The sequence below is a fragment of the Acidovorax kalamii genome (assembly GCF_002245625.1).
In the GTDB taxonomy this organism is placed as follows: Bacteria; Pseudomonadota; Gammaproteobacteria; order Burkholderiales; family Burkholderiaceae_C; genus Acidovorax; species Acidovorax kalamii.
Genome location: NZ_NOIG01000008.1, coordinates 72878 through 96963, shown reverse-complemented (window position 1 = coordinate 96963; position 24086 = coordinate 72878). Strand labels below are relative to the sequence as shown.

General features: G+C 66.1%; 20 protein-coding genes. 18 read left to right on the top strand and 2 right to left on the bottom strand.

From position 1 onward, the window contains the following. Window positions 1-69: 69 nt before the first annotated feature. From CBY09_RS11820 to CBY09_RS11760, 14 genes are all read left to right on the top strand, one after another. Complete coding sequence (locus CBY09_RS11820; RefSeq protein WP_199865996.1) at window positions 70-288, top strand: DUF350 domain-containing protein; 219 nt, start codon at window positions 70-72, stop codon at window positions 286-288. Window positions 289-432: 144 nt separating this feature from the next. Further along, window positions 433-1227: a UPF0149 family protein gene (locus CBY09_RS11815; protein WP_094290190.1), complete on the top strand. Its 795-nt coding sequence runs from the start codon at window positions 433-435 to the stop codon at window positions 1225-1227. A gap of 60 nt (window positions 1228-1287) precedes the next feature. Continuing rightward, window positions 1288-3045 (top strand): RNA-binding domain-containing protein, encoded by a 1758-nt coding sequence (locus tag CBY09_RS11810; RefSeq protein ID WP_094289760.1) that lies wholly within the window; start codon window positions 1288-1290, stop codon window positions 3043-3045. Window positions 3046-3403: 358 nt separating this feature from the next. Next, a complete protein-coding gene (locus tag CBY09_RS11805) occupies window positions 3404-4960 on the top strand; it encodes a polyamine aminopropyltransferase (RefSeq protein WP_094289758.1) in 1557 nt (518 codons plus the stop codon). An 87-nt stretch (window positions 4961-5047) separates the two neighbouring features. Then, window positions 5048-8845 (top strand): PAS domain S-box protein, encoded by a 3798-nt coding sequence (locus CBY09_RS11800; protein WP_240515696.1) that lies wholly within the window; start codon window positions 5048-5050, stop codon window positions 8843-8845. After that, entirely contained in the window at window positions 8842-9834 is a 993-nt protein-coding gene (locus tag CBY09_RS11795; RefSeq protein WP_094289754.1) for a response regulator, read from the top strand. Before CBY09_RS11800 ends, CBY09_RS11795 begins: the two co-directional genes overlap by 4 nt. A gap of 21 nt (window positions 9835-9855) precedes the next feature. Continuing rightward, a complete protein-coding gene (locus CBY09_RS11790; protein WP_094289752.1) occupies window positions 9856-11574 on the top strand; it encodes an NAD(P)-binding protein in 1719 nt (572 codons plus the stop codon). Window positions 11575-11580: 6 nt separating this feature from the next. Beyond that, window positions 11581-12111, top strand: coding sequence for a L,D-transpeptidase (locus CBY09_RS11785; protein ID WP_094289750.1), 531 nt, complete (start codon window positions 11581-11583; stop codon window positions 12109-12111). Further along, complete coding sequence (locus CBY09_RS11780; RefSeq protein WP_094289748.1) at window positions 12108-13484, top strand: MATE family efflux transporter; 1377 nt, start codon at window positions 12108-12110, stop codon at window positions 13482-13484. The genes CBY09_RS11785 and CBY09_RS11780 overlap by 4 nt, the downstream gene beginning before the upstream one ends. 159 nt (window positions 13485-13643) lie before the next feature. Further along, a complete protein-coding gene (locus CBY09_RS11775; RefSeq protein ID WP_094289746.1) occupies window positions 13644-15002 on the top strand; it encodes an esterase-like activity of phytase family protein in 1359 nt (452 codons plus the stop codon). Between the two features lie 239 nt (window positions 15003-15241). Continuing rightward, a complete protein-coding gene (locus CBY09_RS11770) occupies window positions 15242-16480 on the top strand; it encodes an AAA family ATPase (protein WP_094289744.1) in 1239 nt (412 codons plus the stop codon). Further along, a complete protein-coding gene (locus CBY09_RS23710; protein WP_133066284.1) occupies window positions 16477-17013 on the top strand; it encodes a hypothetical protein in 537 nt (178 codons plus the stop codon). Before CBY09_RS11770 ends, CBY09_RS23710 begins: the two co-directional genes overlap by 4 nt. A gap of 206 nt (window positions 17014-17219) precedes the next feature. Further along, complete coding sequence (locus CBY09_RS11765) at window positions 17220-17924, top strand: riboflavin synthase subunit alpha (RefSeq protein ID WP_094289742.1); 705 nt, start codon at window positions 17220-17222, stop codon at window positions 17922-17924. 22 nt (window positions 17925-17946) lie between these two features. Further along, the gene (locus CBY09_RS11760; RefSeq protein ID WP_094289740.1) at window positions 17947-18489 is read left to right on the top strand and encodes a GNAT family N-acetyltransferase; all 543 of its coding nucleotides are present in this window, start codon (window positions 17947-17949) and stop codon (window positions 18487-18489) included. On the opposite strand, the gene CBY09_RS11755 is transcribed toward CBY09_RS11760, so the two are convergent. Next, a complete protein-coding gene (locus CBY09_RS11755; RefSeq protein ID WP_094289738.1) occupies window positions 18476-19369 on the bottom strand; it encodes a LysR substrate-binding domain-containing protein in 894 nt (297 codons plus the stop codon). The genes CBY09_RS11760 and CBY09_RS11755 overlap by 14 nt on opposite strands. Window positions 19370-19504: 135 nt before the next feature. Here CBY09_RS11755 and CBY09_RS11750 point away from each other — a divergent pair, with 135 nt between their 5' ends. From CBY09_RS11750 to bufB, 4 genes are all read left to right on the top strand, one after another. Further along, window positions 19505-20428, top strand: coding sequence for a DMT family transporter (locus tag CBY09_RS11750; RefSeq protein ID WP_094289737.1), 924 nt, complete (start codon window positions 19505-19507; stop codon window positions 20426-20428). A gap of 37 nt (window positions 20429-20465) precedes the next feature. Beyond that, complete coding sequence (locus CBY09_RS11745; protein ID WP_094289735.1) at window positions 20466-20954, top strand: NUDIX hydrolase; 489 nt, start codon at window positions 20466-20468, stop codon at window positions 20952-20954. Window positions 20955-21095: 141 nt separating this feature from the next. Then, window positions 21096-21389 carry a BufA2 family periplasmic bufferin-type metallophore gene (bufA2, locus tag CBY09_RS11740; RefSeq protein ID WP_094289733.1) on the top strand — a complete coding sequence of 98 codons (294 nt, stop codon included), beginning with the start codon at window positions 21096-21098 and terminating at the stop codon, window positions 21387-21389. A gap of 53 nt (window positions 21390-21442) precedes the next feature. Then, entirely contained in the window at window positions 21443-23107 is a 1665-nt protein-coding gene (bufB, locus tag CBY09_RS24275; protein ID WP_094289731.1) for an MNIO family bufferin maturase, read from the top strand. On the opposite strand, the gene CBY09_RS11730 is transcribed toward bufB, so the two are convergent. Next, a complete protein-coding gene (locus tag CBY09_RS11730; RefSeq protein WP_094289729.1) occupies window positions 23094-24068 on the bottom strand; it encodes a Bug family tripartite tricarboxylate transporter substrate binding protein in 975 nt (324 codons plus the stop codon). The genes bufB and CBY09_RS11730 overlap by 14 nt on opposite strands. Window positions 24069-24086: the final 18 nt, after the last annotated feature.

Here is a 24086-nt window from a genome sequence, read left to right as displayed (position 1 = left end):
GCGTATCTGCTTGTCCACCGTTCACCAGCCACTGTCACTGACACCACGTTTCAAGGAGATCACACCATGATGGGATTCGAATGGCTCAAACCCGCAGCATTTCTCGGGTCCATCCTCTACGCCATCATTGGCGTCATCATCTTCTGGCTGTGTTTTGTCATCGTGGACAAGATCACGCCCTACGACCTGTGGCGCGAAATTGTCGAAAAACAGAACCAGGCCCTGGCCCTGGTGGTGGCCGCGATGTGCCTGGGCATCAGCATCATCGTGGCGGCGGCGATTCACTGAAGACCCTGGCTGGTGCGGCGGGCATGGTACCGCACCCGTGTGAAAATCCGGGCGCGGTACGCCAGTTGCAGCGCAGCCACCGCGTCGCGGCACCCACGCGGTACGCAACGCCACGCCCCCGCGCCGCATCACACCCCCAAGCCCATGAACGAATTTTTCTCGTGGAACATGCTCCACAATCGCCCGCGGGACACCCTGCCCCGCCTCAGCGACGCTGAAACCGAAGAGCTGTTCGCGCTGATGGCCGACCCGTCGCTAGGCGAAGACGCCATGAGCATCGACATGGCCGATGGCTACCTGACCGCCATCGCCGTGGGCCCGTCCCCGCTGCCTGTGCACGATTGGCTGGAAGACATCTTTGCCCAGCCCTCACTGCCCCTGCCGCACGATCCCGTGCGTCAGCAGCGCCTGCTGCAGTTGCTGCTGCACCGCTACGCAGACATCCAGGCGGCCCTGGCGATACGTCCCGCCGAAGTCTCCTTGGAGGCCCTCTACACACCGCTGTCGTCCGAGCTGCAAGAGAGCGACTGCATCACCCCCTACCAGCTCAACGCCAACGGCGAGCGTGTGGGAGAGTGGGAGCTGAAATACTGGGCCGAAGGCTTTCGGCTGGCTATAGCCGCCGATGACGACTGGGAGCCACTGACAGCAGACCCTGACAGCATCCACCTGCTCGGGCCTATGGTGCTGTACTCCATGGGCTACAACCCGGATCGACTTGATTTTCAGCTCGAAGCCGAAGGCAAAGAGCTCTTGCCCTCACTCATCGTCTCGGTGTATGCCTTGCGAGACTGGTGGCAGGGCTACCGGCGCACCCACGGCTCCGGCTCCGCGTATCCCGCCACATTGCCCATCGTGCGCGACACCCCCAAGGTCGGCCGTAACGGCCCCTGCCCCTGCGGCAGCGGCAAAAAGTTCAAGAAATGCTGCGGCGCCTGACCCTTGGGTGGGTGTATCTGATGTCCGTGTCTTTTCTGCATGAAGTGAAAGCGCGCTGACATGTCTACAGCCGATTCGACCGCGCGTGAACTGCAAACCTGGCTGCGTGCACGCTTTCCCAAAGAGGATGAGCGCTATGAGTGGAAGGAATGGCGAAGCCTCAAATCCAACATCTCAGGTCGCAAAGGTGACGATCTGGTGTCTTATGTCTCGGCTTTGGCCAACATGGACGGTGGTTGCGTCGTCATTGGCGTGCAGGACAAAACCCTCGCAGTAACCGGCATTCAGGATTTTGCTGACTACACGGTGGAGAACGTGGTCCATCGCGTGCTGGGCAAGACGCCGGGGCTGCCGTCCATGGGGTTGCGGGTAGAAGAACTGCGTGCCAGCGACACGGGTGCCGTGGTGTGGTTGGTGCATGTCCCACGCCATGGCCCGCGTGAGTTGGTGTTGGCGCACGACCAAGCTTGGCAGCGCGATGGCGATAGCCTGACCATCCTGCGTGAGGATCGACGTCGGGCGATTTTGCTGGAACACTTGGCGGGGGAGGACTGGAGCGCGGCCGTGGTGTCTGGCGCCACCCTCGACGATCTGGAGCCAGCCGCCGTTGCTAAAGCCCGGGACAAGTATTTTGAAAAGCATCAACGCGATCCGCGGGCCAGTGAGATTCCGCAGTGGCCTGTGCCCAAGCTGCTGGACAAGATCGGTCTCACTGTCCATGGGCAGATCACGCGGGCCTGTCTGTTGCTGCTGGGCTTGCCCGAGCGAGCGATGGCGCTGCTGTCGCCACATCCGGTGGAGATCACCTGGAAGGTGGCGGCGGAGCGCGTGGCAGAGCTTTTTCATCCACCGTTTTTGCTGACGACCACCCAGGTGGCGCAGTACATCCGAAACCCCAATATCAAGCTGTTCCCCGCCCATGAATTGCTGGCGGTGACCCTGCCACGGTATGACACCCACACGGTGTTGCTGGAGGGTCTGCACAACTGTCTTGCGCATCAGGACTACGCTCAATGCGGGCGGGTTGTGGTGGAAGAGTCCGCCGGTATGGTCCGGATGATCAACCTTGGCGGATTTTTCGATGGCCAGCCTGATGACTATGCCAGCGGCCAACGCACACCGGAGCGCTATCGCAATGAACGCCTGGCCAAAGCCATGGTCGAGGTGGGCATGATCGACAAACAGGGATTTGGCATCCACGATATGGTGCAAGCGCAGCGCAGGCGCTTTTTGCCGCTGCCAGACTACGAAGGTTCGACGCCCCTGCGCACCGTGTTCAATGTGCACGGGCAGGAGATCGATGCCAACTACACGCGCTGGTTGATGGATCGCACCGATCTGCCCATCGAACATGTACTTTGGCTTGACCGGTTGCAGAAAGGGCGCAAGCTGGATACCACACAGATAGCCGAGTTGCGGGAAGCGGGGCTTGTGGAGGGACGCAGCCCGAAGCTGCACATATCAGCACGGGTTGCCGTGGCCACCGGGCAAGAAGTGGAGTACCTCAACCAGCGTCGCCCCGATGTAGACGACTACAAATCAGCCTTGTGCAAGTTGCTGGCGCTGGGACCTCAGCCCCGTGCCAAGGTGGATGCCCTGTTGCTCCCCAAGTTGCAGCTATGGATTCCCGAGCTGGCGCAGCGCAAAGAATATGTAAAAGCGCTGCTCAAGGAAATGTCCAAGGAGGGGCGCATTCGGAATATTGGGGGAAAAACCAAGGCGGCACGCTGGGCCTTGGCTTCTGTCGGCGCTGAGCAGCCACCCGCACCAACTGGCCGTCCCATTCGACGCCCAAAGCTTCCTAAAAGACCTGGATAAGCCCAAACAAAGTAGATTTTCCCCCAATGGGTTTTGAGAAATGCTTTTGAAATCAATGGGTTGCAGTGATTTTTCATTCCCATTCATTCCCATTCATTCCCATTCATTCCCATTCATTCCCATTCATTCCCATTCATTCCCATTCATTCCCATTCATTTCGATTGAGCCTCATTCGTCGCCATTCATGAATCCCTTCAATTTCGTCAGTCACCAGCGGGCCGTTGCGGAACCGTTGGTGCATAGCGTTCCATGGGCGCGGTGTGCCCAGCGACGTGGTCGCGCGGCGTCTGGCGGGTTGATTGAGCAGCACGGCACTGAGGACCTGCAGCGACACTTCAGTGTGATGTTCGACTGACTATGGTGCAACCATCATCGGCAAACGGGGGAGAACAGGCCACCGGCCCCCGCCCCATCGAAATCGCCCTGCTCATCAGCGTCTTCGTCGTGGCCGCCTGCGGGCTGCTGTACGAGCTGGCGGCAGGGGCGCTTGCGTCGTACGTGCTGGGCGACTCGGTGCTGCAGTTCAGCACCATCATCGGCACCTACCTGTTTGCCATGGGCGTGGGCTCGTGGCTGTCGCGGTACTTTGAGCGGCAGCTGCCTGCGCATTTTTTGCGCATTGAGCTGCTGGTCGCGCTGGTCGGTGGGCTGTTGCCTGCCACGCTGTTTCTGGCCAATGCCTACACGCCAGGGGCCTTCCGGTTTCTGCTGTACGGCATGGTGCTCATGGTGGGCACGCTGGTGGGGCTGGAGATTCCGCTGGTCATGCGCATCCTCAAGCGCAACGTGGCGCTCAAGGACCTGGTCTCGCAGGTGCTCACTTTCGACTACCTGGGGGCGCTGGCGGTGTCGATGGCGTTTCCGTTGCTGCTGGTGCCGCACCTGGGGCTCATCCGCACGGGGCTGTTGTTTGGCGTGATGAACGCGGCCGTGGCGCTGTGGGCGGTGTGGCTGTTCCGGCACGAGCTGCGGCGGCTCAAGGCCCATCTGGCGGCCTGTGTGATGGTGCTGGGCATTCTGCTGGCCGCGCTGGCGGGGGCCGAGCACATCACGAGTTTTGCCGAGGACAAGTTCTACCAGGACCGCATCGTGTTCACCTCCGCATCGCCCTACCAGCGCATCGTGGTGACCCAGGGGCGCGCGGGGCATCGGCTCTACCTCAACGGCAACCTGCAGTTTTCGCAGAGCGACGAGTACCGCTACCACGAGGCCCTGGTGCACCCCGCCATGGCGGCCCACGGGGCGCCCAAGCGGGTGGCCGTGCTGGGCGGTGGCGACGGCATGGCCGTGCGCGAAGTGCTCAAGTACCCCTCGGTGGAATCCGTCACCCTGGTCGAGCTGGACCCGGCCATGACGCAGATCTTCAGCCAGAACCCCGCGCTCGCGCGCCTGAACGACCACGCGCTGCAGAACCCCAAGGTGAAGATCGTCAACACCGACGCCTTTGGCTGGCTGCAGCAAGGTGCGGACACTTTTGATGTGATCGTGGTGGACTTTCCGGACCCCACCAACTTCTCGATCGGCAAGCTCTACACCAACAGCTTCTATGCGCTGCTGGACAAGCGCCTGGCGGCCAGCGGCTATGCCGTGGTGCAGACCACCTCACCGCTGGTGGCGCGCCAGAGCTTCTGGACGGTGGTGCAGACCATGGAATCCGTGGGCCTGCAAACCGCGCCGTACCACGCCCATGTGCCCAGCTTTGGCGAATGGGGCTATGTGGTGGCCAGCCGCCGGCCCTGGCGCATGCCCGAGGCCCTGCCGGACGGCCTGCGGTTTCTGAGCCGGCCGTCGCTGCCGCTGCTGTTCGACTTCCCGCTGGACATGGCGCGGGTGCCCGCCGAGGTGAACCGCCTGTCCAACCAGGCCCTGGTGCACACCTACGAGCGCGAATGGGGCAAGGTGGTGGCCCACTGACGCGTTGGCGCCCCCTGATCTCTGCCGCCCGGCGGCCCGGTGGGGCGGGGAGTCCCGAAGGCGCCGGGGCGTGACAATGGGATACAAATGATGGCAACCACCGGGTTGCCATGGGCGAACTTCATGCTGGACTCCTTTCTTCTCTCCAACGCGCCGGCCTACCCCTTGCTGTGGGCGCAGCACGACCCGTGGCTGGTGGCGCTGTCGGTGCTGATGGCGGTGCTGGCCTCGGTGCTGGCGCTGCAGATGGCGGCCCTGGCCCGGCGGGCAGACACCGGCTTCATGCGCCAGATGGCCCGGGGCTCGGGCGCGCTGGCGCTGGGCGGCGGCATCTGGGCCATGCACTTCATCGGCATGCTGGCGTTTGCCGTGTGCGCGCGCGGGCAGTTCGATGCTGTGACCACGGTGGTGTCCATGCTGCCCAGCGTGCTGGCGTCGTGGATCGCGCTGGGGCTGTTGATGCGCCGCACGGTGGGCCGCATGGCCCTGGTGGTGGGCGGTGTGCTGGTGGGCGCGGGCATTGGCGCCATGCACTACATCGGCATGGCGGCATCGCAGTGGGCCAGCGTGATGCGCTACGACCCCTGGGGGTTTGTGGCCTCGGTGCTGGTGGCGGTGCTGCTGGCCATTGTGGCGCTGTGGGTGCGCTTCGGGCTGGAGCGTGTGGTGCAGTGGCGTGCCTTGTACCTGAATGGCGCGGCCGGGGCGGTGATGGGCCTGGCGATTGCGGGCATGCACTACACGGGCATGGCGGCGCTCAGGTTCACCGATGCACCCGACGAACTGGAGCTGCTGGCTGCCGCCGAAAGCACCTCGCTCGCCGTGGCCGTGGCGGTGGTGGCCGTGGCCATCGGCCTGCTGGTGGTGGCCATCAACGCTGGCCTGCGCTACCGGCAGATGTTCATGAAGGTGCGCCAGAGCGAGTCGCGGCTGCGCGCGATTGCCGAAACCACGGTGGATGGCATCGTGATGATCGACGCCCGGGGTGTGGTGCAGTCGTTCAACGCGGCGGCCGAGCGCATCCTGGGCTGGTCTGCCGCCGAGGTGCTGGGGCAGAACCTGTCCATGCTCATGCCCGAGCCCGACCGCTCGCGGCACGACGGCTACCTGCAGCGCTACCTGGCCGGGCAGGGCAGCGGGGTGGTGGGGGGCAGCAGCCGCGAGGTGCTGGCCCTGCGGCGCGACGGCAGCACGGTGCCCATCCGCATTTCGGTGGGGCGTGTGCAGCTCGATGGCGACCCGGTGTTTGTGGGTTTCATCGGCGACCTGAGCCAGCACCGCGCGATGGAGCAGGAGCTGCGCGACAGCGAGCAGCGCCTGCGTTCGCTGATGGGCAACATCCCGGGCGTGAGCTTTCGCTGCCGCCATGACGCGGACTGGACCATGCTGTTCGTCAGCGACGCCGTGACAGCGCTCACGGGCTGGACGCCGCAGGACTTTCTGGAGGGCCGCATCAACTTCACGCAGCTCACGGTGCCCGACGAGGTGCCGCGCCTGTGGAACGAGGTCTCGGCCGCCATTGCGCTGCGCCGCCCCTACCACGTGGAGTTTGGCCTGGTGGACCGCCAGGGCCGCATGCGCTGGGTGTCCGAAAGCGGGCGCCCCGTGGTGGGCCCGGACGGTGAGGTGCAGTGGATCGACGGCGTCATCATGGACATGACGGTCTTCAAGGAACGCAACGCCGAGTTCGAGAGCACCGTGCGCGCCATCGACCGCGCACTGGCTGTGGCCGAGTTCGACCTGCAGGGCCATGTGATCACCGCCAACGCCAACTTCCGCGAGCTGATGGACTACCGGCTCGACGAAATCGTGGGCCAGCACCACCGCATGTTCTGCGAGCCCGCCTATGCGCAGAGCGATGCCTACGCCGCGTTCTGGCAACAACTGCGCGATGGCAAGCTGGAAGGCGGCGAGTACCAGCGCCTGGGCAAGGGCGGGCGGCGCATCTGGATCCAGGCCACCTACAACCCCATCTTCGACGCGCAGGGCCGGCCGTTCAAGGTCGTCAAATTTGCCACCGACCTGAGCCAGCGCCGCGCGATGGAGCAGGAGCTGCGCGCCGCCAAGGACCGCGCCGAGCAGGCCGCTGCGGCGCGCAGCACCTTCCTGGCCAACATGAGCCACGAGATCCGCACGCCCATGAACGCCATCATCGGCTTCACCGAGGCCCTGCTCGACACCCCCATGGACGCCCAGCAGCGCCGCCACCTGGGCACCGTGCAGCACTCGGCGCGCTCCATGCTGCGCCTGCTCAACGACATCCTGGACACGGCCAAGCTCGAAAAAGGCGCGGTCGAGCTGGAGATCGCCGACTTCTCCCTGCCCGAGGTGTGCGACCAGATCCTGGCCTCGCTGCGCATCCACGCCGCCAAGAAGCGGCTGGAGCTGCAATGCATCACCACCGAACAGGTGCCGCCCTACCTGCGCGGCGACGCGCTGCGGCTGCAGCAGGTGCTGCTCAACCTGCTGGGCAATGCGCTCAAGTTCACCCAGCGCGGCCATGTGCTGCTGCGCCTGGATTACCGGGACGGCACCTTGGTGATGGAGGTGGAAGACACCGGCATCGGCATCGCCGCCCAGCACCTGGACCGCATCTTCGACCCCTTCGCGCAGGCCGATGCGTCCACCACCCGGCAGTTTGGTGGCACGGGCCTGGGCACCACCATCTCGCGCCAGCTGGTCGAGCTGATGGGCGGCAACATCAGCGTGCGCAGCACCCTGGGCGTGGGTACCACCTTCACCGTGTGCCTGCCGCTGCCCCTGGGCCAGGCCACCGAGGCCGTGGCCACCCCCGGCCATGCCGTGAAGCTGCCGCCTTTGCGCATCCTGGCGGTGGACGACGTGCCCGCCAACATCGAGCTGCTGCAGATCCACCTGGACAAGGGCCGCCACCACACCACCATCGCCCGCGACGGTGAAGAGGCCGTGGCGGCCTTCCAGTCAGGCCGCTTTGACCTGGTGCTGATGGACCTGCAGATGCCCGGTTTGGACGGCCTGGAGGCCACGCGCCGCATGCGTGCGTTTGAGCAGGAACAGCGCCGCAAGCCCGTGCCTGTGATCGCGCTGTCGGCCAGCGTGCTGGAGCAGGACCGGCGCAACGCGCGCGCTGCGGGCATGGACGGTTTTGCCAGCAAACCCCTGGAGCCCGCCCGCCTGTTCCGCGAGATCGCCCGCGTGCTCAAGCTGCAGCCCGAGCCCGCCACATCGGGCTGGGGCGCGCTGACGGCCGCGTCCTCGCTGGCCAGCCTGGCCCCCGTGCCGGTGCCCACGGCGCATGCGCACACCGCCATCGACTGGGAGCGCGGCACCCGCCTGTGGGGCCAGCGCGCGCTGCTGCGCGACGCGATTGCGCGGTTTGTGGGCGAATACGACACCGCACCCGCCGCGCTGCAGGCCCTGGTGGCCCAGCACGACATGGACGGTGCCCGCGCCCTGGTCCATCGCCTGCGCGGCGCGGCGGGCAACCTGGCGCTGGCGCCCGTGCAGACGCTGGCCCAGCGCATCGAAGAAGCGGCCCATGCGCTGGACCGTACCGCCCTGGGCTCGCTGGTGGCCGCGCTGCCTGCAGCCCTGCACGCCGTGCAGCAGGCCCTGGCGCAGGAGCTGGACGCCGCCGCCGCCCCGGCCCCCGGTGTGGGCCAGCACGCGCCGCTGGCGCCCGCGCAGCGTGCCCAGGCCGCTGCGGCGGCCCAGGCGCTGCAGCAGGCCCTGGCCCGCTCCGAACTGGCCCAGCCGCCCCTGGACGAACTGGCGCAGCTGCTGCCCGCCGATGCCATGGAGCGGTTGCAGGAGGCCATCGACACCTTTGACTTCGACCAGGCGCTGGCGCAGCTGCAGCAGCTGCGCACGCACTGGATCGACGCGCCCACGGAGACCCCCGCATGAACCCCGCCCCCGACCTGCGGCCCCGCCTGCTGCTGGTGGATGACGAGCCCACCAACCTGCAGGTGCTGCGCCATATCCTGCAGGCCGACTACCGCCTGCTGTTTGCCACCGACGGTGAACGCGCGCTGCAGGTGGCGCGCGAGCAGCGGCCCGACCTGGTCCTGCTCGACATCATGATGCCGAACCTGGACGGCTATGCCGTGTGCCGCCTGCTCAAGGCCGACGCGGCCACGGCGGCCATCCCGGTGATCTTCATCACCGCGCTCACCGACAGCCAGGACGAAACCGCCGGGTTCGATGCGGGCGCGGTGGACTACATCACCAAGCCCGTCAGCCCGCCCGTGGTGCGCGCGCGGGTGCGCACCCACCTGTCGCTGGTGCGGCTGGACGAGCTGCGCGAAACCCGCCTGCAGATCGTGTTGCGCCTGGGCCGCGCGGCCGAGTACAAAGACAACGAAACCGGCATGCATGTGATCCGCATGAGCCACTTTGCCCAGCAGCTTGCGCTGGCCGCAGGCTGCAGCCCCGCCTGGGCCGAAGACCTGCTCAACGCCGCGCCCATGCACGACGTGGGCAAGATCGGCATTCCCGACGCCGTGCTGCGCAAGCCCGGCCCGCTGGATGCCGACGAATGGGCCACCATGCGCCGCCACCCCGAGATCGGCGCCGAGATCATTGGCGAACACCCCGCCGGGGTGCTGCAGCTGGCGCGCGAGATTGCGCTGGCCCACCACGAAAAGTGGGACGGCAGCGGCTACCCCCAGGGGCTGGCGGGCGAGGCCATCCCGTTGTCGGCACGCATCGTGGCCATTGCCGATGTGTTTGATGCCCTCACCACCCGCCGCCCCTACAAGGAGCCCTGGCCCGTGCACGAGGCCATGGACCACATCACGGCGCAGGCGGGCAAGCACTTCGACCCGGCCCTGGTGCCGTTGTTTGTGCCGCTGCTGCCCGTGCTGCAAGAGGTCCGCGCCCGCTGGGCCGACTGACCCGGTGCAAGGGACGATGGCATGACCGCATGGACTTTGCAGCGCCGCCAGTTTGTTGCGGCGGGCGCTGCCGCCCTGGCCACGGCCGCCCTGGGCGGGTGTGAGCGCACCACGCCGCCTTTGCTGGGCGGCTTCACCGGCATCGACATGGCCCGGGGCCACCAGCTGCGCGACCTGCTGAAAAACGGCAGCCTGCCCGCGCCTTCCGTGGTGCGGCGCGCGCAGGTGGTCATTGCAGGCGGTGGCGTGGCCGGGCTGGCCGCAGCACGCGCGCTGCGGCTGGCGGGTGTGCACGACTTTGCCCTGCTGGAGCTGGAAGACACCCCCGGCGGCAACAGCCGGGGCACCCTGGTGGGCGGCCTGCCCTGCCCGCAGGGCGCGCACTACCTGCCCGTGCCCGGCGACGACGCACGCGAGGTGCAGGACCTGCTCGAAGAACTGGGCGTGCGCCAGCGCGTGGCCGGGCGCTGGCAGTACGACGAACGCCACCTGTGCCACAGCCCGCAGGAGCGCCTGTTTTTTGACGGCGAATGGCAAGAGGGCCTGCTGCCCGTGCACGGCGTGGGCGAGGCCACACTGGCGCAGTACCGCCGCTTTGCCCGCGCCGTGGACGCCGAGGCCCGCGCCGCCCGGTTTGCGATGCCTGCGATCAAGTTATGGAGCCAGAAACAGCCGCTTGCGCCCGCCCATCAAGCGCTGGATGCTATTACTTTTGAAGAATGGCTGGCGGCAAACGGGCTGGATGACGCCCACCTGCGCTGGTACCTCGACTACTGCTGCCGCGACGACTATGGCGCGGGTGCCGCCCGCGTGTCGGCCTGGGCGGGCATCCACTACTTTGCGAGCCGCCACGGTTTTCATGCGCCTGGCGAGGCGGTGGACGAAGCGCGCGAAAGCGTGCTCACCTGGCCCGAAGGCAATGGCTGGCTCACCCAGCGCCTGGCCGAGCCGCTGCAGAGCAGTGCCCCAGGTGGCGGCCAGCTGCGCACCGCCACCAGCGTGCTGCGCATCACCGAAGGCCGCCACGGCGTGGAGGTGGACGCCCTCAACCACCGCACCGGCAACGTGGAGCGCTGGGTGGCGCCGCAGTGCATCGTGGCGCTGCCCGTGCTGCTGGCGGCGCGGGTGGTGCAGCAGCCGCCTGCCTTCCTCACGGGCGCAGCGCAACGCCTGCAGTGGGCGCCCTGGCTGGTGGCCAACATCCACATCAACAGCCCGCTGGCCGACCGCCCCGGCGCCGCACCCGCATGGGACAACGTGCTGTATGCCGACCCCACGGCCGGAGGCCTGGGCTATGTGAACGCAGGCCACCAGGGCCTGGACCCGCGCGCCACCCTCACCGGCCCCACCGTGCTCACCTATTACCAGGCACTTGGCGACGTGGCCGACGGCCGTCAGCAACTGACCACCCAGCCCTGGCAGCACTGGGCCGACGCCGCGCTGGCCGCGCTCTCGGTGCCCCACCCCGACCTGCGCGAACGCGCCACGCGCGTGGACATCACCCGCTACGGCCACGCCATGGCCATCCCCACGCCCGGGGTGCTGGAATATTTGAGCAAAATTGGCCTTCACCGCGCGACCAGATTGCCCAATAAGCTATCAAAAACAGAGCAAACGCCCTGGATCCCCACCCCCACCACCGCGCGCCTGGCGTTTGCGCACAGCGACTGGTCGGGCTACTCGGTGTTTGAAGAAGCCTTCACGCGCGGGCACGGCGCGGGCCTGGTGGCTGCGGGCTGAATCCCCTTGGCGGGCACCGAACTGCACATCGACGTGGCCCAGCAGCGGCTGGCCCTGGTGGTGGACGGGGCCACGGAACGCAGCTACCGCATCTCCACCGCACTCAACGGCGTGGGCGAGATCCATGGCAGCGGCTGCACCCCGCGCGGCCAGCACCGCGTGCGCGCCAAGGTGGGCGCGGGCTGCGCGCCCGGCACCGTGTTTGTGGGCCGCCGCGCCACGGGTGAGGTGTATTCGCCCGAACTCGCCGCCGCCCACCCGGGGCGCGACTGGATCCTGAGCCGCATCCTGTGGCTCACCGGCTGCGAGCCGGGCCTGAACCGGGGTGGTGCGGTGGACACGCTGCGCCGGTACATCTACATCCACGGCTGTCCAGATGACTGCGCGATGGGCGTGCCGCTGTCGCACGGCTGCGTGCGTTTGGCCAATGCCGATGTGATCGACCTGTTTGACCGGGTGGTGGTCGGCACGCGGGTGTGCATCCACAGCACCCCAAGCCCCTGTGCCACAGAGCACGCGGAGGGCACGCAGCCATGACAGGCCCGGCCCACCCCGCCAGCCCGGCGCCTTCGCTCAACCGCCGCTTCCTCGTCTTCCTGGGCCCGCTGGTGCTCACCAACATGCTGCAGGCGCTCACCGGCACGGTGAACCACATCTACGTGGGGCGGCTGCTGGGCGCAGGCCCGCTCGCGGCGGTGGCCTCGTTCATGCCGCTGTTCTTGCTGCTCAGCGCCTTCGTCTTTGGCCTGGGCACGGGGGCGTCCATCTTGGTGGGCCAGGCCGTTGGTGCGCGCAACCACGCCCGGCTGCATGCCGTGGCGGGCACCACGCTGTGCGCGGGGCTGCTGCTGGGCCTGGTGCTGGCCGCCCTGGGGATGGTGGCCGTGCAGCCCTTGATGCGGCTGCTGGGCACCCCCGCCGACGTGCTGCCCCAGGCGGTGGCCTATGCGCGGGGGATGATGGCGCTGTTCCCCGTGCTGTTCACCTCCATGCTCGCGGCCGCGCTGCTGCGCGGCACGGGCGACACCGTCACGCCGCTGCGTGCACTGTTGGTGTCGCTGTCGGTCACGGTGGCGTGTGCGCCGCCGTTCATCCAGGGCGTGCCCACCCTCGGGCTGCCCGCGCTGGGCATTCTGGGCGGCGTGGCCGCGCTGCTGCTAGCCACGCTGTGCTCGCTGGGCTACACGGCCTGGCACCTGCGACGCCGCGCCCATGTGCTGGCCCCCACACGGGCGCTGCTGGCGCAGGTGCGGCTGGATGCGGCCTTGCTGCAAACCCTGGTGCGGCTGGGTGTGCCCGCGGGCCTGTTCTTCATCACCGGCTCGCTGGCCGACTTGGGCCTGCTCAGCCTGGTCAACGCCCATGGCTCGGCCGCCACGGCGGCCTGGGGCGCGGCCAGCCAGGTCATGTCGTATGTGCTGTTCCCGGCGATGGCCGTGGCCATGGCGTCGTCGGTGTTTGCGGCGCAGGCCATTGGTGCGGGCCAGGGGCAGCAGCTGGTGGCCGTCACCCGCACCGGCATGCGCATGAACCTGTGGCTCACCGGCGGCCTGGCCGTGCTGGTGTTCGCCGCCGCGCCCTGGGTGGTGGGCCTGTTTGTGGCCGACGCGCGGGTGATCGACATCGCCGCGAGCGTGCTGGGCATCACCGTGTGGGGCGCGTTCTTCTTCGGGCGCGCCAGCGTGTACTCGGGCGTGATGCGCGCCAGCGGCACGGTGCTGGCGCCCACGCTCATCTCGCTGGGCTGCCTGGCCTGCCTCATCGTGCCGCTGGGCTGGGTGCTGGGCCGCCAGTTTGGCCTGGTTGCCACCTGGGCGGCCTACCCCGCCACCTACCTGTGCGCGATGCTGTTGCAGGGGCTGTACTTCCATGGCGTGTGGCGGCGCCAGGCGGTGCAGCGGCTGGTTTGATCTGATCAAAAAGGGCTCCTGCGCCTGATGGGTAAGCCTGGGTAGCTATAAAAATAGTAGCTATCACGAAGCCCGCCCACCAAGCCAGCGGCGTGGCCGTCACAGCCCCGTCACGCGCTGGCGGCATCGTGGCCGCTTTACTTTTTTGCCCCTGCCACCATGTCCCCATTCTCTGCCCTGGCCGCCTGCGCCGCGCTGGCCTGCGCCGCCGCTTCCCACTCTGCCATCGCCCAGCAGGCCTACCCCGCCACCCTGGCCGGCCACGCCGTGCTGCCGGCCTTCACCGTCATCCCCGCACCCAAGGATGCGCCGCAGGACCTGCAGGTCAGCGGCAAGTTCACCACCCCGCGCCGCGTGGACGCGGTGGGCACGGTGATGGGCCAGTCCGGCGGGCGCAACACGGGCGTGTCGCTGCCCTTCCAGGGCCAGCCCATCCAGGGCCACTCGGGCATCAAGCGCATGGCCGATGGGTCGTTCTGGATCCTCACCGACAACGGCGCCGGTGCGAAAGCCAATTCCGCAGACTTCATGCTCTACCTGAACCACTATGCGGTGGACTTCCAGTCCGGCCAGTTCCAGCGCCGCCAGACCGTGTTCCTGCACGACCCCGACAAGAAGGTGCCGTTCCGCATCACCCACGAAGGCACTGAAAAGCGCTACCTCACGGGCGCCGACTTCGACCCCGAAAGCTTCCAGTTTGCCGGTGGTGCGTTGTGGATCGGTGACGAGTTCGGCCCCTTCCTCATCAAGGCCGACCTGGGCGGCAAGGTGCTGGCGGTGTTCGAGACCAAGGTGGACGGCAGGGTCGTGCGCTCGCCCGACGCCCCCGGCGTGCTGATGCCCGGCGCACCCGATGCGAAACCCACACCGTTCGAGGTCAAGCGCTCCAAGGGCTACGAAGGCATGGCCGCCAGCAAGGACGGCAGCAAGCTCTACGCGCTGCTCGAAGGCGCGCTGTGGAACGACGACGCCAAGGCCTATGAAAACGTGGGCGGCAAGCAATACCTGCGCGTGCTCGAATTCGATGTGAAGACCGAGCAATGGACCGGCCGCCACTGGAAATACGTGCTGGAGGCCAACCACCACGCGATCGGTGACTTCAACATGATCGACCAGACCACGGGCCTGATCATCGAGCGCGACAACGGCGAAGGCACGGCCGACAAGGCCTGCCCCGAAGGCCAGAAGCGCACCGACTGCTTCCACGACCTCGCCCAATTCAAGCGCGTCTACAAGGTGGAGATGAGCGACGCCAACGTGGGTGGCGAGATCCGCAAGATCGGCTACATCGACCTCATGAACATCCAGGACCCCAAGCGCCTGGCCAAGAAGCCCCTGAACAACGGCGTGTTGACCTTCCCGTTCTTCACCATCGAGAACGTGGACATCGTGGACGGCACCCACATCGTGGTGGGCAACGACAACAACCTGCCCTTCAGCAGCAGCCGCGACCCGAACAAGGCGGATGACAACGAGCTGGTGCTGTTGGAGGTGGGCGAGCTGCTGCGGGCGAGATAACTAGGGTGTCGATTGGATCCTGCTTTGTTCCCCACACAAAGGGACGGTTGTAAGCCGGGAGCAGGATTGCAGTATTGGCAGTTGTTTGGGTCCTGCTATAACTTCCCCCTTCTAGATCAGAGGGAGTGAGCGGATGTCCAACGAACAACTGCAGCTGTTGCATGGCCTAGTTGCTGAGCCTGGGGCCTGCAACCCAGCTGCCGTGGGTCATGTGCTGCAGCCACACCAAGGGGTGAGTGATGGCAACACGTAGAAGCGGAAAAGCGGCTCAGCACAATCGTCTGGCCCTTCATCAGGTAGGGCCTATCAAATCTGCCGATGTGGCATTTGGTGACCTCACCGTCATTGTGGGACCGCAAGCAACGGGCAAGAGCATCTTCCTGCAAACACTCAAGTTGGCACTTGATCGGGACCACATCCACGATACTTTTCGTCGCCATAACGTAGTGTTTAACGGGGACAGTGGCGCTTTTCTAGGTGGGTACTACGGCAAAGGTATGGCTGCAGCATGGAAGAGTGATTCTTCAAGGCTGAGATGGAACGATAAGCCGGTGACGCTGCCTGAACTAGCTAAAGCCAGTACAAGCAAGCAGCGCAAAGAAAAGCTGTTTTTCATACCAGCGCAGCGGGTAATGAGCCTGACACGCGGTATGACGCAGAATTTTGGACAGTTTGATTACGGGGATCCCTACACCCTGCGCTATTTCAGCGATACGGTGCATGATCTTCTGCAGAACGAGTTTGGTGCTAAGGGTGAATTGTTCCCGCAGTCCAACCGTCTGAATGACACCTTGCGTAGGCCCATTACCCAGCACCTGTACGGTACGGCGCGGCTGGCGGTGGATTCAAAAGAGTTCACCAAGCGCTTGGTTTTGAATGTGCCTGGGCACACAGAGGGACTGCCTTATACCGCTTGGTCGGCCGGGCAGCGCGAGTTCACTCCACTTTTGCTGGGTCTGTACTGGTTGTGTCCTGGTGGCGCGATTACCCGACGTGATTCGATCGAGTGGGTTGTGGTTGAGGAACCCGAGATGGGCCTGCATCCTCAAGGTATTGAGGCCGTACTGCTGTTGGTGCTGGAATTGATGAAGCGGGGCTACAAGGTAGTTTTGTCTACCCATTCTCCTGTCGTATTGGATTTGGTCTGGGCTTTGCAGGAGTTCAAGCAACTGGGAGGAACCGCGACTGATGTTCGCAAACTGCTGAATTTGAGTGCGAGCGGATACGCCAATGAGCTTGGCAAAGCAGTCTTGAAGAAGGATCTGCGGGTGTACTTCTTTAATCGAGATAGCGAAGTAGAAGATATTTCTCGGCTGAGTCCATTGTCTGAACAAGCCGCTGAGGCCGAATGGGGCGGATTGGTTGGATTTGCAAGTCGTACAGGCAAAGCAATCGCAGATGTAGTGAACCGGGTAGAGAGCCAAACGCAGCGCAAACGTAGGACTCAGCCCGCCAAGGCTAAGGCTCAGGTCCTATGAGCACGAGGAAACCTGACACCAAACGGAAAGCTCTTGTTGCGCCTATACCTTCGGAGTCTGCGTTCGAGAAGGCGGTGATTGCCGCTGGACTGACTGTGGCGACGGGGAAAACTGCTGTGGACAACCGCTACAGAGGACAAATCGAAGGCAAATCCGCGAACACCCGTTTTACCGGCAGTTTGGACATGGATCTCGCATTCAAGCTGGTCGAAGCGCGTTCCAACCGTTGGGATTTTGGTCTGGGCGTGCTCCCACCAGGAAAGAAAGAGTTTGCGGTATGGGTGGAGCCGCACTCCGCATCCAGCCTAGGGGAAGTCAAAATTGTTTTGGCAAAGCTCGACTGGCTTCAAGCCAAGCTCAAGCAACCGGCTTTCGCGCAATTGAAGGCGCTGACCGATGCCTGCCGCGAGCAAGGTCATCAGCCATTTCGTTGGATGGCGACTGCCCATGTAGGTATTCGCCCTGGTAGCAGAGAGGCAAATATGCTTGCCGCCCGTGGTATGAGTCCACCTTCAGCCCGAGTCGTTATCTGATCAAGGTACGTCGTGCATTCGTCAATGCTGCGCGTTGGGTGACCCTGTTGAGTCTCTGGCTTTCGGGCGATTGGACGCTAGCGTCACGCACACGACGTGCCAATCGTTGAGTCAAAGGCGAGGAGTTTGGCAAAATTGAGACTCTTACTCCAAGCGTAATGTGGCATCTAGCCGCTCTCTGCGCCCCCGTCACCAAAGCTGCGCTTATGTTCACAGGCATCGTCCAAGCCACGGCAGGCATTGCCGCCATCCACGACCGCGCAGGGCTGCGCACGTTCACGCTCGATTTCCCCGAGGGCTTCTGCCAGGACCTGGCCATTGGCGCCAGTGTGGCCACCGATGGCGTGTGCCTCACGGTCACCGAGATCCTGTCGCCCACACAGGCCAACTTCGACGTGATGCTGCAGAGCCTGAACATCACCACGCTGGGCAGCTACGCGCAGGGCGACCGTGTGAACGTGGAGCGCGCGGCCAAGGACGGTGCCGAGATCGGCGGTCACCCGTTGTCGGGCCATGTGGACTTCACTGGCACGCTCATCGAGCGGCGCGAGTTCGACAACAACCTGGTGTGGCGCGTGGCCGTGCCCGAGGCTTTTCGCCGCTACATCTTTGCCAAGGGCTACATCGCTATCCACGGCGCCAGCCTCACGGTGGCCGAGGTGAACCGGCAAGAGGGCTGGTTCGAGATCTGGATGATCCCCGAGACGCGCCGTGCCACCGTGTTTGAAAACAAAAAGGTGGGCGACCGCCTGAACATCGAGATCGAGCGCAGCACCCAGGTGGTGGTGGACACCGTGCGCGAGGCCGTGCAGGAGAGCCTGGGCCGCCTGCAACCGGTGCTGGAGGCGCTGCTGAAGGAAAAGGGCCTGTCGCTGGACGACTTCGTGCAGGCACCCGTGCTGCCGCACTGATTGACCAAAACCAAGCTCACTCATGTCCGTGGTGGTGCGCCCGCTGGCGCTGAGCGATCTGGCCGACCTGCTGGCCGTGCAACTGGCCTGTTATGGCGAGGGGTTTGTGGAAAGTGGCGAGGTGTTTGCCCGCCGTCTCGCCAGCCCGGCCAACTGCTCGCTGGTGCTGGAGCAGGGTGGCACCGTGTGTGCCTACCTGGCGGCCTACCGCAGCGTGCGCGGCAAGGTCACCCCGCTGCACGGCGACTTTGAGGTAGCGGCCCAGCCCGATGCGCTGTACCTGCACGACATGGCGGTGCTGCCTGCCCATGCGGGGCAAGGTCTCGCCCATGCATTGCTGCAGCCGCTGTGGGAGCGCGCTCAGCAAGAGGGTTTGCGCCACACGGCGCTGGTGTCGGTGCAGGGCTCGCAGGGCTACTGGGCACGTTATGGCTATGCCCAGCAGGCGTTGGAGGATGCCGTACAGCGCCAGCGCTTGGCCACCTACGGGGAGGACGCGAGCTACATGGTGCGCAGCCTGGTGCAGGGGCTGGGCGGCCACACTGTTCGCGTCAGCCCGCGCTGATGCCTCCGGCCTGCGCACCCTCGTCCACCACCCAGTCGCGAAAGCGCCGCAGCGCAGGGTCGATCAACGCCTCGGGGCGGTAGACCAGGCGATAGCCCAGCGGCGTTTTCACAGCCGGGGCCTGCAGGCCGACCAGGGCCTGGGTGGCCAACTCGCGCGCGACCGAAGCCCGTTGCACCAGCGCAAAACCCTGCCCCGCCAGGGCAGCCTCCACGGCACCCCCGGCGCCCGCAAACACCACCCCCTGGCCACTGTCCACCCGCGCCAGGCCCTGGGCCTGGCACCACAGGCGCCAATCGTCGCGGGTCCCGTCGTGCAGCAGCCGGGGCCCGGTGATGTCTGCCAGCTGCGCCCAAGGGCGTGGTGCCACCAGGCGCGGGCTGCACACGGGCACCAGGTCATCGTCCAGCAGCCACTCGGCATGCAGGCCGGGGTAGGGCCCCAGGCCGTGGCGCACCGCGAAATGCATGTCCTCGGCCAGCAGGTCCACCGCGCGGTGGGTGCTGTTCACGTGCACATCCAGCTCGGGCGCGTGCTGCAGAAAATGCTGCAGGCGGGGCACCAGCCACTGGGCCGCAAAGTCGGGCGTGCAGCTCACCCGCACCACGCGGCGGGCCCCGGCGGCCAGCCGGGCGGTGGCGTGGCCGATGCGGGCTAGTGCCTCGCCGCAGGCCGCCTGGTAGTCCATGCCCGCAGGCGTGAGGGCCAAGCCACGCGGGAGGCGATCAAACAGCGCACAGCCGAGGAAATCCTCCAGGCGCCGCACCTGCTGTGACACCGCACCGGGGGTTACGTGCAGCTCGCGTGCGGCCTCGCGCACGCTGCGGTGGCGTGCCGTAGCCTCGAAAAAGCGCACCGCAATCAGCGGAGGGAGTTTCATCGGCGTGGACTCTGTCTGTTGAGTGAATCTAAACAGCTGTCGAGGATAAATCGTTTGCCAGAATTGAACACATTTTCAACAATACCCCGCATGTTTTGTGCTTCCCGCTGACCGAACTTTCTTTCAGGTGCCGACATGCCATTGCCCAGTTTCCTGCGACTCCTTCTGCTGGCTGCCCTCTGGGGCGGCAGCTTCTTGCTGATGCGCGTGGCTGCGCCCGTGCTGGGAGCCTTGCCCACCACCTTTGCCCGCGTGCTGCTTGGCGCTCTGGGGCTTGGGCTCTTGCTGCTGGTGTTGCGCCTGCGCCCGCAGTTTGGGGGCAAGCTGGGCGCCACTCTGGTGCTGGGGGTGGTGAACTCGGGCATCCCCTTCCTCATGTTTGCCATGGCCGCGCGCAGCCTGCCTGCGGGCTACAGCGCCATCCTGAATGCCACCACACCGTTGATGGGGGTGCTCATCGGCGCGCTGGCGTTTGGCGAGCGCATCACGGCCGCGCGTGTGGGCGGGGTGGTGCTGGGCATGGCGGGGGTGGCGGTGCTGGCCCAAGCCGGGCCGGTGGCGCTCACGCCCGAGGTGCTGGGCGGCATGGCGGCCTGCCTGGTGGCCACGGCCTGTTATGGGCTGGCGGGGTTTCTTACCAAGCGCTGGGTCACCGAGCGCGGGGGGCTCGACAGCCGCATCGTGGCCCTGGGCAGCCAGATGGGGGCGGTGCTGGTGCTGGTGCCGGTGGTGGCCTGGGAGCTGCTGCGCCAGCCCGCCGCCGCAACGGCCTGGCTGGCCGCCCCAGCGCCGGTGTGGGGCGCGCTGCTGGGGCTGGGTTTGTTGTGCACGGCCCTGGCCTATGTGCTGTACTTCCGGCTGATTGCCGATGTGGGGCCGCTCAAGGCACTCACCGTCACCTTCCTGATCCCGCTGTTTGGCGTGGCCTGGGGCTGGCTGCTGCTGGGCGAGCCCGCAACCTGGGCCCATCTGGCGGGCGGTGGGCTGATTGGCGCGGCGCTGTGGCTGGTGCTGCGGCCCGTACCGGCCGCTCCTGTGGCGCTGCAGGGTGCCCGCTGAAAACCCCGGGTCATACGGCGTGGTCATAATGCCCGCCATGCCCCACCGCTGGAAACCCAACGTCACCGTGGCCGCGCTCATCGAGCGTGATGGCCGCTTTCTGCTGGTCGAGGAAGAAACCACGGACGGCCTCAAGCTCAACAACCCCGCAGGCCACCTGGACCCGGGCGAGTCGCCCATCCAGGCCTGCGCGCGCGAGGTGCTGGAAGAAACCGCGCACGACTTCGAGCCCACGGCGCTGATTGGTGTGTACCTCAACCGCTTCACCAAAACCCGCACCGGTGACGACCTCACTTACATGCGGTTTGCGTTTGCGGGCACGCTGGGCACGCACCATGACTGGCGCACGCTCGACACCGGCATCGTGCGCACGTTGTGGCTCACGGCCGACGAGATCCGCGCCTGCCCCGAGCGCCACCGCAGCCCGCTGCTGCTGCGCTGCCTGGAGGACTACCTGGCAGGCCAGCGCTTTCCGCTCACACTGGTGCACACCGACATCTCGGTGACTGAACCCTCTGCGCAATAGCGCCGGGGCGCACCGCAAGATTTTTTTGGACTGCATGTAACCCGCAGCGTGCGGGGGACGAATTACCAGGCAGAGAGCGCGGCACTGTGTTGCGTGATCTACCCGCTTCATTCATCCCTCAACGTTTTCGGAGTTACCACCATGCTGTCAACCCAAGCCAAGTCCACTGCTTCTTTTGCCCTGTCTGCCGCCCTGCTGGCACTGGCATCCACCAGCTTTGCGGCCGATGCGCCCAAGGGCTCCAAGGGTGCGGCCATTGCCGCCAACGACAAGGTGCACTGCTACAACGTCCACGACTGCAAGGGCAACAGCGACTGCGCCACCGCCGAGCACAGCTGCAAGGGCCAGAACGCCTGCAAGGGCCACGGCTTCAAGGCCAAGACGGTTGCGCAGTGCCTGATGGACAAGGGCACCATCGGCGATATCAAAGGTTGAAGATTCGGACAGCCCCGGCGCTGCGGTTGTAGCGCCGGGGCCGTCCGCCCGCCATGGCAAACGAACCCATCGCCACGCGCGGCACCGGCTTTGGTCTGGGCCTGCGCACGCAGCACTACGCCGATTTCCTGGAGCGCAAGCAGCCGCTCGACTGGCTGGAAATCATCACCGACAACTACCTCATCGACGGCGGCAAGCCGCTGGCGGTGCTGGATACGCTGCGGCGCGACTACCCCGTGGCGATGCATGGCGTGGCCATGTCCATCGGTGCGGCGCAGGGCGTGGACTTGCCCTACCTGCAGCGCGTGAAGGCGCTGGCCGACCGCATCGAGCCGCTGTGGGTGTCCGACCACCTGTGCTGGACGGGCCCTGGCCCCGAGCAGTTGCACGACCTGTACCCGCTGCCCTACACCGATGCCTCAGCGCGGCACGTGATCACGCAGATCCGCCGCGCGCAGGATGTCTTGGGCCGCAGGCTGGTGGTGGAGAACGTCTCCAGCTACCTGCGCTACCGGCACGACAGCGCGAGTGAATGGCAGTTCCTGACCTACGTCGCGCAAGAGGCCGACTGCCTGCTGCTGGTGGATGTGAACAACATCCATGTGAGCAGCGTGAACCATGGCTTTGACCCGCTGGAATACCTGCATGCCCTGCCCGCGCACCGCGTGCAGCAGATCCATCTGGCCGGGCACAGCGACAACGGTGACCACATCATCGACACACACGACCACCCGGTGGCGGAGCCGGTATGGGAGCTGTACGCCCAGGCCTGCGCGCGCTTTGGCGCCGTGGCCGCGATGATCGAGCGCGACGACCACATCCCGCCGCTGGTCGAGCTGCTGGCCGAGATGGGCATCGCCCGGCGCATTGCGGCAGACCACACAGCCCAGCCCCCAAGCGCTGTGGTCCCCGTGGCGCTGCCGCCCTCCGAAGGGGCCGATGCGCCCTGCCTGGCCGCGGTGCAGCGGCAGGTGGCAGATCGGGTGCTGGCGGAACCATTGGCCGCCGCGTCACAGGACTTTGTGGCGACTGGCCGCCTGCCCATCTACCACCACGCCTACCGCGCGCGGCTGGCCGAGGTGCTGGCCGACACCTATGCCAAAACGGCGCTCTACATGGGATCGGATCACTTTGACAGCCATGCACGTGCCTACGCCGTTGCCCACCCACCGCACATCCGCAGCCTGAACCGCTATGGCGAGGGGCTGGTGGACGCGCTGCGCCAGCAGTACCCCGCCAACCCCGAGCTGCACGAACTCGCGCAGCTCGACTGGGACCTGCGCACCCGCTTCGATGGGGCAGACCAGCCTGTGCTCGGCAGAGACCAGGCCCATGCCGCTACCGACTGGACCACGCGGCCCGCCGTGCTGCACCCCAGCGCGCTGCTGCGCACGGTGACCACCAACGTGGTCAGCCTGTGGAATGCCATCGATGCCGACGCTGAAGTCCCCGAGGCTGTGGCGCTGCCTGCGCCTCTGGGCCTGCTGGTGTGGCGCAAGGGCTTTCAGCCGCATTTCCGCACGCTGGACGCCGCCGAGGCGCGCTGGGTGGGCGATCTGTACGCAGGGGCCTCCGTGCACGATGCCTGCACTGCCTTGCTGGGCAGCGGGCTGTGGGACGGCGATGCCGCCCAGCTCAGCGCGTGGCTGGCGCAGCTGCTGGACGATGGGCTGGTGCGGACAGATGGCGCAGTGCAGGAGGCCGTCACTCGGCCGTGAGCTTGCGCTCCTTGATGATGGTGGCCCACTGCGTCGACTCCTTCTTCATGAAGGCCGTCAGCTCGGCGCGTGTGGTGGGCTGCGGCGTGAGGCCATGCTTGTTCAGCGCCTCCTTCACGCCCGCATCGTTCAGCACCTTCACGATCTCCTGGTTCCAGCGCTCCAGCAGTGGCACCGGCGTTTTGCCCGGGGCCACGAAGGCATACCAGTTGAGTGCCTCAAAGCCCGGAAAGCCCGACTCCGCCACGGTGGGGATGCCCGGCAGGTAGGCGGGGCGCGTGAGGCCGGTGGTGGCCAGCGGGATCAGCTTGCCTGTCTCGACATGGGGCAGCGCCGTGGGCGGCGCCGCAAAGTAGGAGGTGATGCGCTCGCCCAGCAGGTCTTGGAGCGCGGGGGCGCCGCCCTTGTAGGGCACATGCGTCATGTCGATGCCCGCGCGCTGGTTGAACAATTCCCCCGCCAGGTGCGATGCCGAGCCCGCCCCGGTGGAGGCAAAGTCCACGCTGCCGGGCTTCTTCTTGGAGAGCTGCACGAACTCGGCCAGCGTCTTTACGCCCGCGCCCTTGTGCACCACCAGCACGTTCGGAAAGTTCACGCCGCCCGACACGGCGGCGAGGTCCTTGAACGGGTCGTAGGTCAGCTTCATCAGGTGCGGCGCGATGGTGAGCGGGCCCACCGAACCGAACAGCAGCACCGTGCCATCGGCCGCCGCATTGGCCACAAACTGGTGCGCGATGTTGCCGCCCGCGCCGCCCTTGTTGTCCACCACCACCGCCTGACCGATGTTCTCGCCCAGTTTCTTGGCGATCAGGCGCGCGGCGGCATCGGCCGCGCCGCCTGCGGCAAAGCCTACGACCAGCGTGACGGGCTTCTTGGGTGGGAAGTCCTGCGCGGCCGCGCCAAAGACCAAGGGAACGCTGGCCAGCGCCAGGGCGCTGCGCAGCAGGGTGCGTTTGTTCATGGGTGTCTCCTTCATCGT